The organism is Cyclobacterium sp. L-R (assembly GCF_056859355.1).
On sequence record NZ_JBSXOH010000042.1, the window covers coordinates 1 to 16,348 of the forward strand.

9 protein-coding genes are annotated in these 16,348 nt (G+C 36.7%); 6 read left to right on the forward strand and 3 right to left on the reverse strand.

Going from position 1 to position 16,348, the window contains the following annotated elements:
• Positions 1–616: 616 nt before the first annotated feature.
• Complete coding sequence (locus AC13EX_RS04190) at positions 617–1,570, reverse strand: amidohydrolase family protein (RefSeq protein ID WP_482891674.1); 954 nt, start codon at positions 1,568–1,570, stop codon at positions 617–619.
• A gap of 653 nt (positions 1,571–2,223) precedes the next feature.
• Between AC13EX_RS04190 and AC13EX_RS04195 the strand changes: the two genes are divergently transcribed.
• Positions 2,224–4,989, forward strand: coding sequence for an outer membrane beta-barrel protein (locus tag AC13EX_RS04195; RefSeq protein ID WP_482891675.1), 2,766 nt, complete (start codon positions 2,224–2,226; stop codon positions 4,987–4,989).
• Positions 4,990–5,087: 98 nt separating this feature from the next.
• Here the strand turns inward: AC13EX_RS04195 and AC13EX_RS04200 are convergent, their stop codons facing one another.
• On the reverse strand, positions 5,088–6,236 hold the full coding sequence (locus tag AC13EX_RS04200) for a DUF4221 family protein (RefSeq protein ID WP_482891676.1): 1,149 nt from the start codon (positions 6,234–6,236) through the stop codon (positions 5,088–5,090).
• A gap of 533 nt (positions 6,237–6,769) precedes the next feature.
• Between AC13EX_RS04200 and AC13EX_RS04205 the strand changes: the two genes are divergently transcribed.
• On the forward strand, positions 6,770–7,480 hold the full coding sequence (locus AC13EX_RS04205; RefSeq protein ID WP_482891677.1) for a 3-keto-disaccharide hydrolase: 711 nt from the start codon (positions 6,770–6,772) through the stop codon (positions 7,478–7,480).
• A gap of 190 nt (positions 7,481–7,670) precedes the next feature.
• Here the strand turns inward: AC13EX_RS04205 and AC13EX_RS04210 are convergent, their stop codons facing one another.
• Positions 7,671–8,711, reverse strand: a complete 1,041-nt coding sequence (locus AC13EX_RS04210; RefSeq protein ID WP_048643235.1) for a carbon-nitrogen hydrolase family protein — start codon at positions 8,709–8,711, stop codon at positions 7,671–7,673.
• A 599-nt stretch (positions 8,712–9,310) separates the two neighbouring features.
• On the opposite strand from AC13EX_RS04210, the gene AC13EX_RS04215 reads away from it, so the two are divergent.
• From AC13EX_RS04215 to AC13EX_RS04230, 4 genes are all read left to right on the forward strand, one after another.
• Positions 9,311–10,327 carry a hypothetical protein gene (locus tag AC13EX_RS04215; RefSeq protein ID WP_482891678.1) on the forward strand — a complete coding sequence of 339 codons (1,017 nt, stop codon included), beginning with the start codon at positions 9,311–9,313 and terminating at the stop codon, positions 10,325–10,327.
• 11 nt (positions 10,328–10,338) lie between these two features.
• Complete coding sequence (locus AC13EX_RS04220; protein WP_482891679.1) at positions 10,339–12,723, forward strand: T9SS type A sorting domain-containing protein; 2,385 nt, start codon at positions 10,339–10,341, stop codon at positions 12,721–12,723.
• Positions 12,724–12,729: 6 nt separating this feature from the next.
• Positions 12,730–13,134, forward strand: coding sequence for a hypothetical protein (locus tag AC13EX_RS04225; protein ID WP_339717864.1), 405 nt, complete (start codon positions 12,730–12,732; stop codon positions 13,132–13,134).
• Between the two features lie 1,025 nt (positions 13,135–14,159).
• Positions 14,160–16,340 (forward strand): penicillin acylase family protein, encoded by a 2,181-nt coding sequence (locus tag AC13EX_RS04230; RefSeq protein ID WP_482891680.1) that lies wholly within the window; start codon positions 14,160–14,162, stop codon positions 16,338–16,340.
• Positions 16,341–16,348 lie beyond the last annotated feature (8 nt).

A 16,348-nucleotide genomic window follows, 5' to 3' on the forward strand; every position in this document is an offset into this window, starting at 1 on the left:
ACTATTCCTTGGCAAGTTGCTCCTCAGCAGAGCTTGCCTCCGCTTTATCGTGGTACTGTAAGTTAAATGAAACTTCTTAGAAATTAAAACACTTACTATATTTGAAAAACAAAAGTGTCAACCATTTTCAGGACGAGACAATCAAGTTGTTTGGATATTTTAGCATAGCACCGCTATGGTGAAATTGAAAACAGCAACGAAGTGGCTGATTTTGAAGCGATTTCAGCACGTAATAGATTGTCTATTGCGTATATCGGGTTTAATTTATTGGCAATAATTAATAACTGCAATTACGGAGGGTTTTACCCTAATCTAGGCGTAATTCGCAATTACACCTTTCTATCATTTGGAATTCCATTACAAAAAGTAAATTATTCATATCGGTGGACTAGGGCATTGATTCTACTGACTTAAGCTCGGGTCAGTCACTGGTTGAAAGATGAGAGCTTATAAGCAAGGTTGGCACAGGCCGCTAAAATCACTTAGTGTTTAGAATACAAGAAGTTTCCCAAATGAAGAAGTAAATCAAGCATCATACCGCTGCCAGAAAATCCGGTTTAATCTGAAACCAGAAAGATTGAAGGACATTAAGTGTATACTATCGCTTTGAGTTGCATCAAGCCTTATTTGGGAATTTCCAGATTTTAAGTGCATTTTTTCCCATTAATAAGTCTTTGTCATGTTCCGTATAAAATAAGCAGTATTTGTCTACAAATTCCAATTCCTGGTCCATAGGCAATTCCCAACGTGGAAAGGGATAGCCTGTGCCCCAAATAAGTTGCTCTGGACCGAATCCTTCATAGATGGCCTTGTAAAAGGGTAAGGTATCCTTATAAGGGTACTTTTTGATTTCAGACATTTCATAGGGTTCAGAATTACTTATCCAAACCTGAGGGAAACGTTTCAATGCGAACATCTTCCTAAACTCTTCCCAACAGTTCGCAGCTTTCAAGTCTGGTTTTCCAGCATGATCAACTACGATTTTTACCCCAGGAAATCTTTCCGCCATGTCTTCCAACATTGGCATTTGATGGGGGAGAATGTAATAATTGAACACCACACCCAACTTTTCTGCTTCTTTCCATAATGGATAATGTTCAGGTGAATTCAGCCATGTTGATTTTGGGTCATAAATGGGACTAAACCGCATTCCCTGAAACCCATGTTCCTTTACCCAATATTTTAAATTTTCTACAATTTTAGGATCTTCGGGATTAAGTAAACCATGCGCTACAAAATGGTTTGGATAGGTTTTTAGGCAGTTGGCCATATAGGAATTGTCCCATCCATAGTAACGTGGATTGATCAATACACCATAGCGAAGCCCGAAGTCCGCCATTTGTTTGATCTGATTTTCTATAGGTGCCTCTATAGATACTTTTAAGTTGGGATTTTCAGGATGCTTAAAGGGGAATCGCTCATCAAAATTCCAGGTTTCTACGTGGGTATCGATGATTAAACGATTTTTTTGAGCTTTATTCAGATTTGGAGGCAATTGTGTTTCCTTAAATCCCAGGTTTCCCATTAATGGCAAAAGCGCTAGCTTTTTAATCAAATCCCTTCTTTGCATAGATGCTGGTGTCAATGTAAATCAATATGGAATTAAAGGACAATTTTACATAAATACAAAGAAATTGAAATAACACGTTTGTTTTTGTGCTGGTATTTATGAGGTAATTGTATATACAGTGTTTTTTTGTTGTTAAATTATCCTTTCCTCTTGTTTGGTTCCCTTTCTGAAAGCGAAAGTCCTTTACTTGAGATAAATTGTAATTCAATATTTATAGTTAATCAATCAGCATATGGAAACTAAGGCTTCGACTCCACTCAGCCACCGTTTCTTTTTTTCATCGGTTCCGATCTCCGATTAGGCATCGTTACTTTACTGCTAATGTTTCCAATCTCCTTTTAGGTGTGTTTTGCAATTACATGTTTTATCCAATGGAATTTGCAATTCTATTTCCGATTGATAAACGATAATTATTCTGAAACTAGGGTTTAATTCCGCTTCATTTAAACGATGGTTTGGAATGGTGTGTTCTTTAAAATTCAAAATTAACTATTGATATTAAGGGAAATTTTAACCTTAAAAGGATCATTTTCCGTTTAATCAATTACAATTTCATTTATATAAAATTAACTAAAAATTTTGTTGATTTTTATATATTTGTATACTAGCCTTTAGATTTAAATTTAGATTATTACAACTAATTCTAAGTTATTATGAATAAAATTGTATTATTTATTTTTATTCTTTTCTTCGTACATGGGAATTTAAAATCACAAAGTATCCTTAGGGGGATAGTGGAGAATAAAGAGACGAGTGAAACATTACCTGGTGCTTATGTTTTCGTGAAAAATTCAGCAGGGGACACTTTAGCCAATACTTTCACTGATGAAAAAGGCCAATTTCAATTTGCCAAACCTAAGTTACCATCCTTTATATTGACTATCAGCTTTATTGGATTTGAAGCTTTTGAAAAGGAAATAGCTACTCCGTCAGGTAGTGATTTAGGGACATTTGAGATGGTTGAAGAAGGTAGTTTATTGGAGACTTATGAGGTAGAAGCAGCTACCATGACTGGTGAGATGAAAGGGGATACCTTGTCCCTTAACGCTAGTGCATTTAAGACCAGGTCACAGGCAAGTGCCGGTGAATTGATTCGTAAAATGCCTGGTGTGGTCATGCGAGGAAACACCATAGAGGTGCAGGGAGAAACGGTAGGCCAAGTTTTGGTGGATGGTGAACCTTTCTTCGGAGATGACCCTGCCATGGCCATGCAAAACCTACCTGTAGAAATAATAGATAGAATCGAGTTTTTAGATCAAATTAGCGTTCAGGCACAATTAACAGGCTTTGACGACGGAGAAACAATCAAAACCATCAATATTATCACCAAGAAAGAAAAACGAGGCGGCGAATTCGGAAGGATGTTTGCCGGATATGGAACGGATGACAATTATTTGGTTGGTGGTAGTGTTAATTTCTTTAATGGGGCACAGCGACTTACCTTTTTGGGACTAAGCAATAATATCAATCAGCAAAACTTTTCTGCGGACGATCTTACAGGTGCTTTCGGAAGTGGAGAACAAAGAGGTGGAGGGCGTAGGAGAGGCGAAAGTAATCCTTTAACGACAGGTGAAAGACCTGGTGTTACCAATACCAATGCGATAGGAATTAATTTTACTGATAAATTTGATGAAGGGAAGGCGAAATTAACAGGGAGTTACTTTTTTAATGAGAGCACTAATTATTTAAACCGAAATTCCTCTCGGGAATATATTTTATCCAGCGATAGTCTCCAATTATACGATGAAGGAAGAAATGATGAAAACTATAATCAAAACCACCGGTTAGACCTAAGGCTGGATTATGATATATCAGAAAAGCACGCCATCATTTGGCGGCCTAGGTTAAGGTATGAAAAAGGGACATCTATAAGTAGGTTAAGTGCTGAAAACCTATTCAATTCAAACACTCCAATTAATGAGACACAAAACAATACCAATTCTAAAAATGAATCTTTTAGTTTTTTAAGTGATTTTATTTATCGTTATAAATTCAATAAAAAAGGGAGAACTTTATCGGCTCAATTTGATACTCGGTTAAATGAATCTCAAAGTGACGCTAGATTGGTTTCTGTAAATCGTGATTTTCAAACTTCTAATACAGATAGTCTTATACAGAACTCTTTAAATAATGCCAATTCATTTAACTATGAGTTTGAAATTGAATACACGGAACCAATAGGTGAGAATTCCCAACTTAGGTTGGAATACGAACTAGGAAATGACCTTGGTACAACCAATCGGGAGGTATCCCAAAGAGAAATGGAATCCCAGTTATTTGAGGTAGATTCCACCTTGACCAATAAATTCGAAAACTCCTATTTACAACATGAAGTAGGTTTAGGATACAGTTACAACAAGGATAAAATCAGAATCTATTCATCGTTTGACTATCAAGTTTCAATATTAGATAGTGATCGCCTGTTTCCGGGATTCCAAAACACCAATCGCACCTTTAAGAATTTTGTCCCTAGAATGGTCTTTATGTATGATTTGAATGAAAATACGAATATAAGACTGTATTATAGGGGAGACACCGATGCACCATCTGTAAGCCAATTGCAAGATGTAATCGACAACAGTAACCCTATTCAAATATCAATTGGAAATCCTGATTTGGAGCAAGAATATGAACATAGATTGTATACCAGGATTAGAAATGTTGACCCTGAAACTTCTAAATCCTTCTTTATGTATATGGGCGGGTCAGTGCGTTCAAACTATTTGGGAAATGCAACTTATATCGCATCACAAGATACACTCATTCAAGGGGATGTTTTGCTGAGGCAAGGTGGCCAATTAAGTAGACCCGAAAATTTAGATAAATACTGGGACTTAAGGAGTTATTTTTCCTTCGGATTTCCACTCAATTTTATGAAAAGTAACCTCGAGCTGAGCGGTAGGGTAAACTATAGCAACCAACCTGGTTTGATTAATGGACAAACCAATTACAATAAAAACCTAGGGATAGGTCCCGGGGTTGGAATAAGTAGCAATCTGGGGGAAGATATAGATTTCAATATTTCAACAAGAGGGAATTACAATATTGTTAGAAGTAGTTTGCAAGAAAACCAGAACAATAATTACTATACCCAAAGTACACGACTGGATTTATATTGGAATTTTGCTTGGGGGTTTTTTGTAAGTACCAATGTCAATAATCAATGGTATACCGGATTGGGTGAGGAATTTGACCAATCCGTTTGGTTGATGAATGCGGATTTAGGGTATAGGTTTCCACCTAATCAAAAGTTTGAATTGAAGGTAACGGTATTTGACCTACTCAATCAAAATACAAGCATTAATAGAAATGTTACAGATGTCTATATTGAGAATGAGCGAACTCAAGTCCTTCAACAGTTTTTTATGCTGTCATTAACTTATAATTTAAGAAGTTTTGGACAAGGAACAATGCCGTAGGTCCTGATTATTTTAATTTGCAATACCATCCCCCATGACCAACTTAATCCGCTGAACTCGACTCCGATCAGTCAATTTCTGTATCATGCGTTAGGCTTCTACTCTATGGTTAACTGAACAAAGGCCATTTCATCATCTATGTTTTCAAATATCCAGATCTTTCCATCTTTGACAAAGTGCTTTTTTGGTGGAGCATCCAGTTGAGGTACCAAGGATTCGGCCAGTATATTCATGTTTTCATCAAAAATATTCAGGTAAACATCCGTTCCGGTGGCAATGTATTGGCCATATTCGTCCTTATCTTCACCGAATTGTTGCTTAATGGAGAATCGATAAAATCGATTTTGGGCTTCATCCCAAACCAAATTTCCATAATTAAATTCCTTCATTGACTCTCTAACTACTTCTTCTCTTTGACCCGAAGAATATTCGACCTGTTTCGGAGGGGTATAATTTTTTCTACTTCCTAAAAGTGGAGTATCCCAGCTTTTTACATAGGTACTGTCTTTGTTTGTATCATAAATTACCGCCTCATTAAAAGAATTGTTCGTAAGTATTATATTACCATTTTTAGCTATGGTATGTACGGCCACTCCATAGCTTCCCATGGCCTGCCCATCCATTACAATATCTGTATTGTATTCCTGAAGTTTATCCATCTCCGGCAAGTCAGTTTTTTTAAATTTCTTGCCATTCAGATCAAAGTCTAAAATAAAATAGGTCCTGTCTTTCCATGATATAAACACACCCAATAGCCTACCAGGTTGCTTAAGATCCTCAAACAACATACTTGGATAGAAATCTGAACCAGCCAGATAATCTGCAGCTATTTTTTCAAGTTCAAGGTCTTTTACTTTTTTAGCATTTTGATCAAAAATAGAATAAAATTGATACGACCATATCAGTAACTGTTCCTCATGGTTTAGGCTGAACCTTGAAAAATAAGCAGGCGTGTCGTTTGGTCCTTCCTTTTCAAAGGGGATCAACTTTTCAAGTTTTAATTCATCTAGGTTGATACGTTCTGCTATTACATCTTTACGGTTAAAATTGATGAGGTAACTCTTGTCTGCAGAAAGGTCCGAAAGGAACAGCTTGTCTTGTAAATAAAGAATTTCATCTCCGGGATCTACATAAACGGTATCTAGGAAAAAGCTAAGCTGATCTGAGAATTCAATTTCTTTTTCGGTATTCTTACTGCAAGAGCTGAAGAAAAAGGCAAAGGCAATTCCAATACATAACAATCGCATAGTGAAAGGTTTTTGGTGGATGGGGTACGAAGATAAATAAATCAACCCAAACCGTCTAATTTAGTTGTGATTAGTTTTCGTTCGGAATGCCTAATAAATTATTGTGTAAAATAGTGTCTATAAGTTTATCTATTAATATTTATCCATAATCACAGAATAATTGTTTTTCATGGCTTTTCTAAAAGATGGTCTTGCTATTGTTGCTTTTTGTTGACCTAGCCAATATTGTATTCGTTTTGAAAATGCTAAAATTGTTTTTTTGGTCAGGCTTATCAGATTTTATTTTACCCTTCCCAAAAATGGATAGTAGCTATATTTGGGGATTATACCTTAATTAGACTTTTATGGTCATTTTTATTGATCCACGGAATTTAAAATTGACTTTGGTTACGTTTGGTAGCCAATTGACAGTATTTTGGTGATTTTAATGTATCTTCAGATTGAAAATCTCATCTTTTACGATGATAGCCTACTTTTAGAAGTATGGGCTGGCTTTTCATTCAGGAAAAAATGCGTTTAACTAATTAATAATTATGATAAAATTTTCCCTACAATACATTGGACTAATAGTATTTGTGTTTAGTTTGTTTTTATTGAGTGCTTGTAGCCAAAAAAGCCCACAGGAGGAAGTTATCTTATTCAATGGACAAGACCTTAACAATTGGAGTTCAGCAGATATGAGTTATTGGTCAGTATCAGATGGGGCTATTGTTGGCGGAGAAGGTAAAGATTCAATTATACACAATCAATTCATTTGGCACAAAGAAAAAGTAAAGGATTTTTATTTGAAAGTTCAGGTGAAAATGGTGCCAAATACCACCAATGCCGGCATTCAATTTCGGTCTCAAAAAATGGGAGAAGAAGCTTTAGGCTATCAGGCTGATATAGGTGAAGGCGTGTGGGGAAGGTTATACCATGAAAGTGGTAGGCAAAAATTACATTGGGAAGGAAAAGGTGAAGAAGCTGTTAAAAAGAACGATTGGAATACTTATGAAATTCTGGCCGTTGGTAATAATATCTGGACTGCCATCAATGGTACCCTATCTGTCGCTTACCAGGAACCCGATGGAGAACTAGAAGGATTTATAGCCTTACAAGTACATGCTGGCCCATCACAGCTTGTTAAATACAAATCTATAAAACTAATACACAATCCAGAGCTTAGAATAGGTGATTACAGCAAATCAGAACTAATGGAGGCCCTAGTAAAATCTAATGGTAGTCCTTATATGGGAGATAATTAACAGATCAGTGTATGGGAAGGTTAGATTTTAATCTCGATACCTGAATTTGGCTCCGGTATTCAGGCTTGACTTGAATATTAATGATAATTTTAGAATATTCCATATATTTATACTCAGAGTTAAATAATGAAAGAATAGGTTTTTAATAGCCCTTATCCCGCTATTTAGATTTGTTAACCTTCATTTATTTCTATGAATTCCGGGCTTTTATTTGGGCCATTTCAGCATCCAGTCTATGTTGATCATAGGTTTTTAGATCAAATTCTTTCAGGATATCCGCAACGACGATTTCTGGGGAAAGACTCTCAATTACCGACCACTCTTCTTCATGAAAATTGGTTATCCGAATTTTTCTTCCGTACTTTTTCTTGATTTGGTCAAAATGGCGCACAAAAGGCCATGTATGTAAAAATGCTTTTTCTAAATTCACAGGGGCGCAATACCAGTTTTTTTCCCAGAATCCTGTCTGTGCCAATTCATTGCCAGTGATGTCCCAAAGTTTGGCGCTACCTTTTCTTGTGCTTGTGGCAAGGATATACCGGTGTTGTAAGGCTTTTGCCTGAAGGCTTTGACCACCTCCATAGGCGGATGGCCAAAAAACCAATTCAGCTTCCTTGTCTTTCAGTCTTTGCCAACCATCTTCCCACATCACATCAAAGCAGATTTGTATGCCTACTTTCCCGAAATCCGTTTGGAATACCGGAGGATTAAGCGGCCCTGGAGTAAGCCCGTTATTAATTTCATTTTCAGTCAAGTGAATCTTTCGGTACTCTCCAACTCGAGAACCCTCTCTGTCCAATAAAACGGCTGAATTGTATACCTTTCCGCTCTCCTCTGTGTTAACTGCAACGACCACGTAGCAATTGTTCTTTTTGGCAAAAGAAGCCATATTATTTACAATGGCATTGGATAGGGCCAATTTCTCTGAGAGGCTATAATTTTTGGCAACATTTCCAGTGTGAAAAACCTCTGGTAGGCAAATAATATCGGGTTGGTACACTAATACTTTCTCCATCAATGCAAATATCCGATCAACCATCTCTTCTGCTGTATCTACAAATATTCCTTCCTGAGAAATTCCCGAAACCCATACCTCTCTAGGAAGTTTATTTTGTTCATTTGAAACCTGAAGAGGTTTGCTATTTACAGCCACTGCACCCAAGGATGAAAAACCAGAAGTCAATGCGGCTGTCTTGATAAATTTTCGGCGGGAATTGGTGTTTTTATCCATGGGAGTGGTGAAATGATTAAGTATAGAATCTCTGAATTTAGATTTTATTTATGAAATAGTAATTTACCAAACCTTTCCAAATCTTTATAAAAATGGTGGAAATTTTTTCTTTGATTTTCAAGCTTACCTTATTTTTTATTCAGGTGTATGTAAAGATTTTATACTGTTTTCGGTCCAAATTAACAAATAAGTAAGACTATGGCTTATTTGTTAATAGGCCTTTTAAAAGTTTTTTATGGATAAACGAATTAATGCCATAACACAATAGAAATTCTTATTTAGATTATGCAATAATGTGTTCCTGTAAAATTATGGAGAAGTAAATTTTGTAGGTAATAGAAACATTATAGTATGTTGTTTGTCTAAAGTTTAGTTTTTCTTTTTTGTAGAGTCGATTTGGTGAAGTCTTAAAAATACCCAATGTTTAATTACTCTGATATAGCTTTTATTTAAATGTTTTTAAATTCTTTTTTAAAAAAAGAGTTAAAATTCCAGTATAAAAATTATGTTTAAGAAAATTTATTTGTAAATCTAAATTTATTAATATAGATTTATGAATGTATTAATTTGTATTTCAGATACTATTAAACCATCTTCCTATGAAACGAAATATATTACTACTGATTTTGTTGATTGGTTTCCAGTCTTTTTCTTATTCTAAAATTATTCGTGTTAATAATATGGAAGAATCCATTCCGGGAGAGAATCTATATCCAAATTTGGAAGACGCGTATAAAAATTCTGTTTCTGGGGATACGATATATATAGAAGGATCTAATATTCCCTATGGAGATTTGAACATTGAGAAGAGACTAACTCTAATAGGTCAAGGATATTTTACGAATGAAAATTTAGGGATCTCTTCAAACAAGTTTGATACTACAGTAGGGAGGATAACTTTATCAAATGGATCTTCGGGTTCAAAAATTTATGGTTTAAAATTTAATCAAACTTCTTCATCTGGTGTTATTATTAACGTTAAGAATATAGAAATAGGAAATTGCTTTTTTCGTCGGGCGATAGAAGTTTATGAAAATAATATTGAAAACATAGTAATAACAAGAAATTATTTTAGTATAGATGGAGGTTTTCTGTATGTTGGAAAGGTTGACCCACCGCAAAATTTTATTTTTTCAAACAATATTGTAGTTGGTAATTTCTCTATTTTAGATAAAAGCTCAGGAACCATTACAAATAATGTGTTTAAGGGATCGATTTTTACCGTTGGAGAAAATGCCAACCTACAGATCCATAACAATGTATTTTTAGGTACGAAATTATCCGATTATTTGATGCCTGAAGAAGGGAGTAATATCAGTCATAACATTTCCGCAATTGCTCCATTTAGCGATGGTAATAATAACCAAATCAATGTAGTAGAAGCAGATGTTTTTATTACAGGAGACCATTCCTCTGATGGTAAATTCCAAATAAGAGAAGGAGGGCCGGCTGACGGCAAGGGGAAAGATGGCATTGATATAGGCCCATTTGGGGGTCCCAAGCCCTACAAATTATCCGGGCTTCCGGATATTCCAACCATTTATGATTTCAGTACTTCTGGCTTTGGGAATGCTGACGGCAAGTTGCCAATTACCATTAAGGTAAGAGCCAACTAAAAAATTAAATCATGAAGCTTCGCATCTATTTTACGATTATTTGCAGTTGGTTGGTTGTATTTAGCCTTCATTCTCAACAGGTCAGTCAGGGAGAATACTTTTTCAATGACTATGTTGATTTTGGTAAGGGAAAAAATTTCACCTTAAATCAAGGAGAAGCCAGTCTGGAAATTGATATTTCTGAACTTCCTGATGGGCTTAATGTGCTTTTTTCCAGAGTGAAGAGTAAGCAGGGTGTTTGGTCTCAGTTGACACGTTCTGTTTTTTATAAACATATAACTCCTGTGGTGAAGGAGATGGTAGCTTTGGAATATTTTATTGATGTATATAAAGATTTTGATAAAGGGACAATAATCAATCTGAATTCAGGGGAAGAAGAATATCTTTTAGATGTTGGAAGCTTGAATTCCGGTTTACATGTGCTTTTTGTAAGGGCGAAGGATAATTATGGAAATTGGACTCCCGTTAAAAAGAATGCGTTTTACATTGCTAACAATGAGATAGTTAATATTTTAGCTTTAAAATACCAATTTATTGGGGAGGAATTTAAAAGTGATACCTATACTTTTGATGATTTTGAACCTTCACCAGAGGTTCAGCTAGAGTCGAATGAGTTTCTGGCAAATGCTACAGGCTTAGAAGAAGGTAAAAGCTATAAAATTTTGGTTACAGCAATCAATGACAAAGGCCAAAGTAGCATGCGCTATACGGAGGAATTTGTTTTTGAGAAAGGGGTAGGCCTTACCCTCAGTGAAGTAAAAACTACGGAGACATCATGCTTTGGTGGGGATAATGGTACTGTATCTGTTACTGCATCTACCCAAAATGGAGATTTGGAATACAGTATAGATGGTGAAAATTTCCAATCTGAGAATATATTTGAAAACCTGGCTGCTGGTGAGTATACTTTGTTTATTAGAAGTACGGAAAATATATCAAATGTACTGGAAGAGACTTTTTCTATCACCTCTCCGGATGCCTTGTCTGCAAATATTGAGAACCTTTCACAACCCTCATGTACAGGGCTATCAGAAGGAAGCTTTTCAGTCTTGGTATCTGGAGGAACTGCTCCAATGGAGTACAAGTTATCCACTCAGAATGATTATAAGACGGGGAATGATTTCTCAGGCATTCTTCCAGGTAAATACATCGTCAATATTAGAGATGCAAATGGCTGTGAAATTAATACCGATGTAACATTGGTGGCTCAGGCGGAAAAACCGGAAATTCCAGTTATTGTAAAATCCAGTACTTCAGATGGGTTGTTTCTAAACTCCAGTAGTGAAGAAAACAACCAGTGGTTGAAAGATGGCATAGAGATTTCAGGTGCAACAGCGCAAAAACTAAAAATAGTAGAGTCTGGGTCTTATCAAGTGAGGGTAGGCGAAACAGGCTCATGTAGTTCTATTTCAGAAGCTTTTAAGGCAAACCCTATTCAGATTAATAAAATTGAAACCAAGCCAGTGAGTTGCTATGGAGGGAATGATGGACAAGTAGAGGTAGATGTAATATTTGAAGGAAGTGAATTGGAATACAGTATTGATAACGGGGACTTTGTAAATGAAAGTCTTTTAACCGGCCTTGCTGCTGGAGACTATTCACTATCCGTGAGGGCTACATCAGATCTAGATTATGTGGTCAAGCAATCCTTTACAATTGGTTCTCCCTCTGAAATGACTGCCAATATCAAAGAGGTCGTTCACCTGGTATGTGCAGGGGATGCTACAGGAAAGTTGAGCTTAGAAGTTTCAGGTGGTACTGCTCCATACTTATATAAACTTTCCGCTCAGGAGGGATACCAGGATGCGGCTATTTTTGAAAACTTGGAAGAAGGAGAATATTCCATAGCCATAAAAGATGCCAATGGTTGTGAAGTCTCACTTGTGGGCAATATAATTGCTCAAGGTGATCAACCAGAAATACCTACCATTACCATTGATGGGACAGATGGGATCTCTACCCAATTATTTCTTCAATCAAGTAGCAATGAAAATAATCAATGGCTTAAAAATGGTGAATGGATAGAAGGGGCAACTGATCCTACATTAGAGATCACTGCACCCGGGGCCTACGAAGTGATGGTAACTGGAGGCTCTGGCTGTACGGCCATTTCAGAAAGCCTCGTTATAACGTCTTCACCAGAGCTTCGAAACACCCAAATACGCTTTTACCCTAATCCTGTACAAAATATTGGACAGCTTGATTTTGCAAGAACAATTCAATTGGATCGGATTACAATCTTTAATGCAAACGGAGTAATAATTAAAACTATCTCCAGGCCAATTGGTCCTTCAAGTAATTATTATATTGACTTTAGTCAAATACCGAGAGGAGTTTATGTCGTTCAATTGGAAGCATTAGGGTTGTTCGAAAGGATTAGGATATATAAAAAATAAGTTTTTATGAAGATATATAGAACTTTGCTACTCACTTCTTTCTTATTTCTCATAGTATCCTGTGGAGGAGATGATGGAGAAGAGACTAAACCACCCAAGGTAGAACCATCAAAAGAAGAATTATTGGTGAAAAATTGGGAAGTTGTATCCGTTACTTCCAATGATATAGCTATTGAGCATTCTGGTTTTACAATTTCGTTCAAATCTGATGGGAAGTTTAGCTTTAATACACCTGGAATCTCAGGATTACCCCAATCTGGTACATGGGTTTTCAGTACTACTACTATTATAAAGCTTAATGGTACTGTTGAGATTCATGTTGGAGAATTAAAAACCAACAAATTTGTTTTTACATATAATAGCACTAATCATAAGGGTACAAATGTAGAAACTCGGTTTACAATGGAATAGAATTTTGTTTTATTTCCCTGGTTTTATATTAGTATAATCGATGCCCCATATAAGTTACTAATAATAAGAACATGTATACTGAATTCGGTTTATAATAAACCATTAATTCAAAAGGAAAAAAATAATGTTTTAATAATGAGTAATACAATAGGTATTCATATTTAAAATAAGATTGAAATGAGAAGAATTATCGCAGAACTAAATTTAAAGTAGTTTCAGAGTCAATTTTCATACTTTTCCTTATTTTCAGAATAAATATGACCACCATCGTCAATCTATTTAAAATTGATAAGTTTCACCTAAATACAGTTGATTGAAATAATGATTTCTATTGGAGGAATATACAAGTAAGAAGGAGTAAATAGTTCGTTAAGCGTGTAATTTGAAATGAGATTTTGTTATGCTAGTTAGCCTTTGGCTCAGCTCCACAACCAATAGAAAAACATTAAACCCGTATTATGTAATAGGATTTGTGATAGCCTGTCCCGTGTTTACGGGAAGTGTTGCAATCGAAAGAAAATCAGACTGTTTGGATATTTTAGCATAGCACCGCTATGGTGAAATTGAAAACAGCAACGAAGTGGCTGATTTTAAAGCGATTTCAGCACGTAATAGAATGTCTATTGCATATTTGGGGTTTAATTAGAATTTAAGTATAACTATTTTTTCAAAACTACCTTAAATTAGCTTTAAAGATTATTTTTGTACTGTCTCGATTTGTGTTTATGTGTGGTAGGTTTTCCTCTATTTACTTCAATGTTTCTTTTATTTTCATAGCATTTAAGCTTATCAGGGTTATACCTGCTTTGAGCATTGATAAGGCATTCTTTAATTTTTAGGTAATTATAAATGGTTTATATTGAGCCAGTCAACAAATCAAATCCGTTCAGCTTATGGTTAAAACTTTTGTATCAAAGCGCAATTTTGATTAATATTAAGTATACATGCAATGCCTATCGAGTAGCCATATTTTATAAGTCAAGTATGAGCTACCTGAGATTTTCTTCACAAACAAACCACCAAGCATGAAAAACCATTATTTAATTCCTTTTATGTTACTTTTTGTTTGGGCATGTAAGGATCCAGTAAACAATGAGTTGCGCCGCTGGGAAAAACGTGCAGAACAAGTGATCCTAATCAGGGATGATTATGGGATCCCCCATATTTATGCCAAAACAGATGCGGATGCGGTTTTCGGGATGCTTTATGCCCAGTGCGAAGATGATTTTCGACGGGTGGAAAGGAACTATATATGGGCAACAGGGCGGCTTGCTGAATTGGATGGTGAGGAGGCCTTGTACAGCGATCTTAGAGCGAACTTGTACATGACTGAAGCAGAAGCAAAGGCTGCTTATGAGGCAGCTCCACGTTGGTTGCAATTGCTATGTGACGGATTTGCAGATGGGGTTAACTATTATTTATACAGCCACCCGGAAGTAAAACCCAAAGTATTGACCCATTACGAGCCTTGGTTTCCCATGTATTTTAGTGAGGGATCTATAGGTGGAGATATTGAAAGAATTTCTACTGAACGGATTCGGAGCTTTTACGAGGAGCAAAAAGGACTTGCTTATTCGGAATTTGGGGATGGCTTGGTTTATCCCGATCCCTATGATGAACCTAAAGGATCGAATGGAATAGCCATTGCTCCTGAATTGAGTGCTTCGGGAAATGCACTTCTGCTGATCAATCCGCATACTTCTTTCTATTTTCGTCCTGAAATTCATGTGGTCAGTGAAGAAGGGCTGAATGCTTATGGTGCTGTTACTTGGGGTCAGTTTTTTGTCTATCAGGGTTTCAATGAAAAAACTGGCTGGATGCATACTTCTACCCATCTGGATTTTATGGATGAGTATATGGAAGAGGTGCGAGAAGTCGGAGATGGTATGGAGTATGCCTATGGAGACGAATGGAGGGCTGTAGAAGAAATCCCACTGACCTTGAAATTCACAAGCCCAGCAGGTTTACAGGAAAAAACATTTACCATGTACAGAACCCATCATGGTCCAATCACGCATCAATTGGATGACAAGTGGGTAGCCACAAAAATCAACTGGGATCCTGTCAATGCCTTGATTCAAAGTTTTACCCGAACCAAATTAGACGATTACACTGCTTTCAGGCAAATAATGGACATTCGAACCAATTCATCCAACAATACTGTTTTTGCAGATGCCTCTGGGAATATTGCCTATTTCCATGGAAATTTCATCCCTAAAAGAGACCCATCCTTTAATTTTTCCAGGCCTGTTGATGGCAGCGATCCCGCTACCGACTGGCAAGGTTTGCATGAAGTAGACGAAAGCATTGTTGTGCTGAACCCTGAGTCCGGCTGGATTCAAAACTGCAATTCAACGCCTTTTACGGCAGCAGGCCCTTACAGCCCCAAAAAAGAAGATTATCCCTATTACATGGCGCCAGATGCCGAAAACTATCGAGGAATTCATGCCGTGAATTTGCTTTCGGAGGTTGAGAATGTAACCTTGGAGGAATTGATAACCTTGGGATATGACCCTTATTTGCCTGCTTTTGAGCGATTGATCCCTATCCTCCTGAAGGCTTATGAAAGGGAGGAAAACCCAAGTGATAATTTAACAGCGGCCATTGCCGTTTTTAGGGATTGGGACTACCAGACCGGAGAGGAGTCTGTAGCCATGACCTTGGCTCATTTTTTCGGCATGTCCTTTAACAGAAACATTGGAAACTCAGATGCCTTGATTCCCTTTAATCAAGAGAATGGTAAAACCCTGAAATATGATGCTAGCGAAGTTATAGCTGCCATGGAAGCTGCCATTGTTCAGCTTGAAGAAGACTTTGGAACCTGGAACATCCCCTGGGGAGATGTTAACCGTTTTCAGCGCTTGAGTGGAGCCATTGATTTGCCTTATGATGACAATAAACCAAGCCTTCCAATAGGATTGGCTTCTGGTCGTTGGGGAGCATTGGCTTCATTTGGTGCCAAAGCAAAGGAAAACACCAAAAAGCTTTATGGATCTTCTGGCAACAGCTTTGTTGCAGCAGTTGAATTTGGAGATAAGGTAAGGGCAAAAAGTTTACTGGCTGGAGGTCAAAATGCAAATCCGAAATCTCTACATTTTGACGATCAGGCGGAAATGTATGCCTATGGGACCTTTAAAGAGGTCGCCTATTACCGGGAGGATGTGGAAAAAAAGGCTGAAGAAACCTATCGTCCGGGCAGAAGATAAGGCAAAAG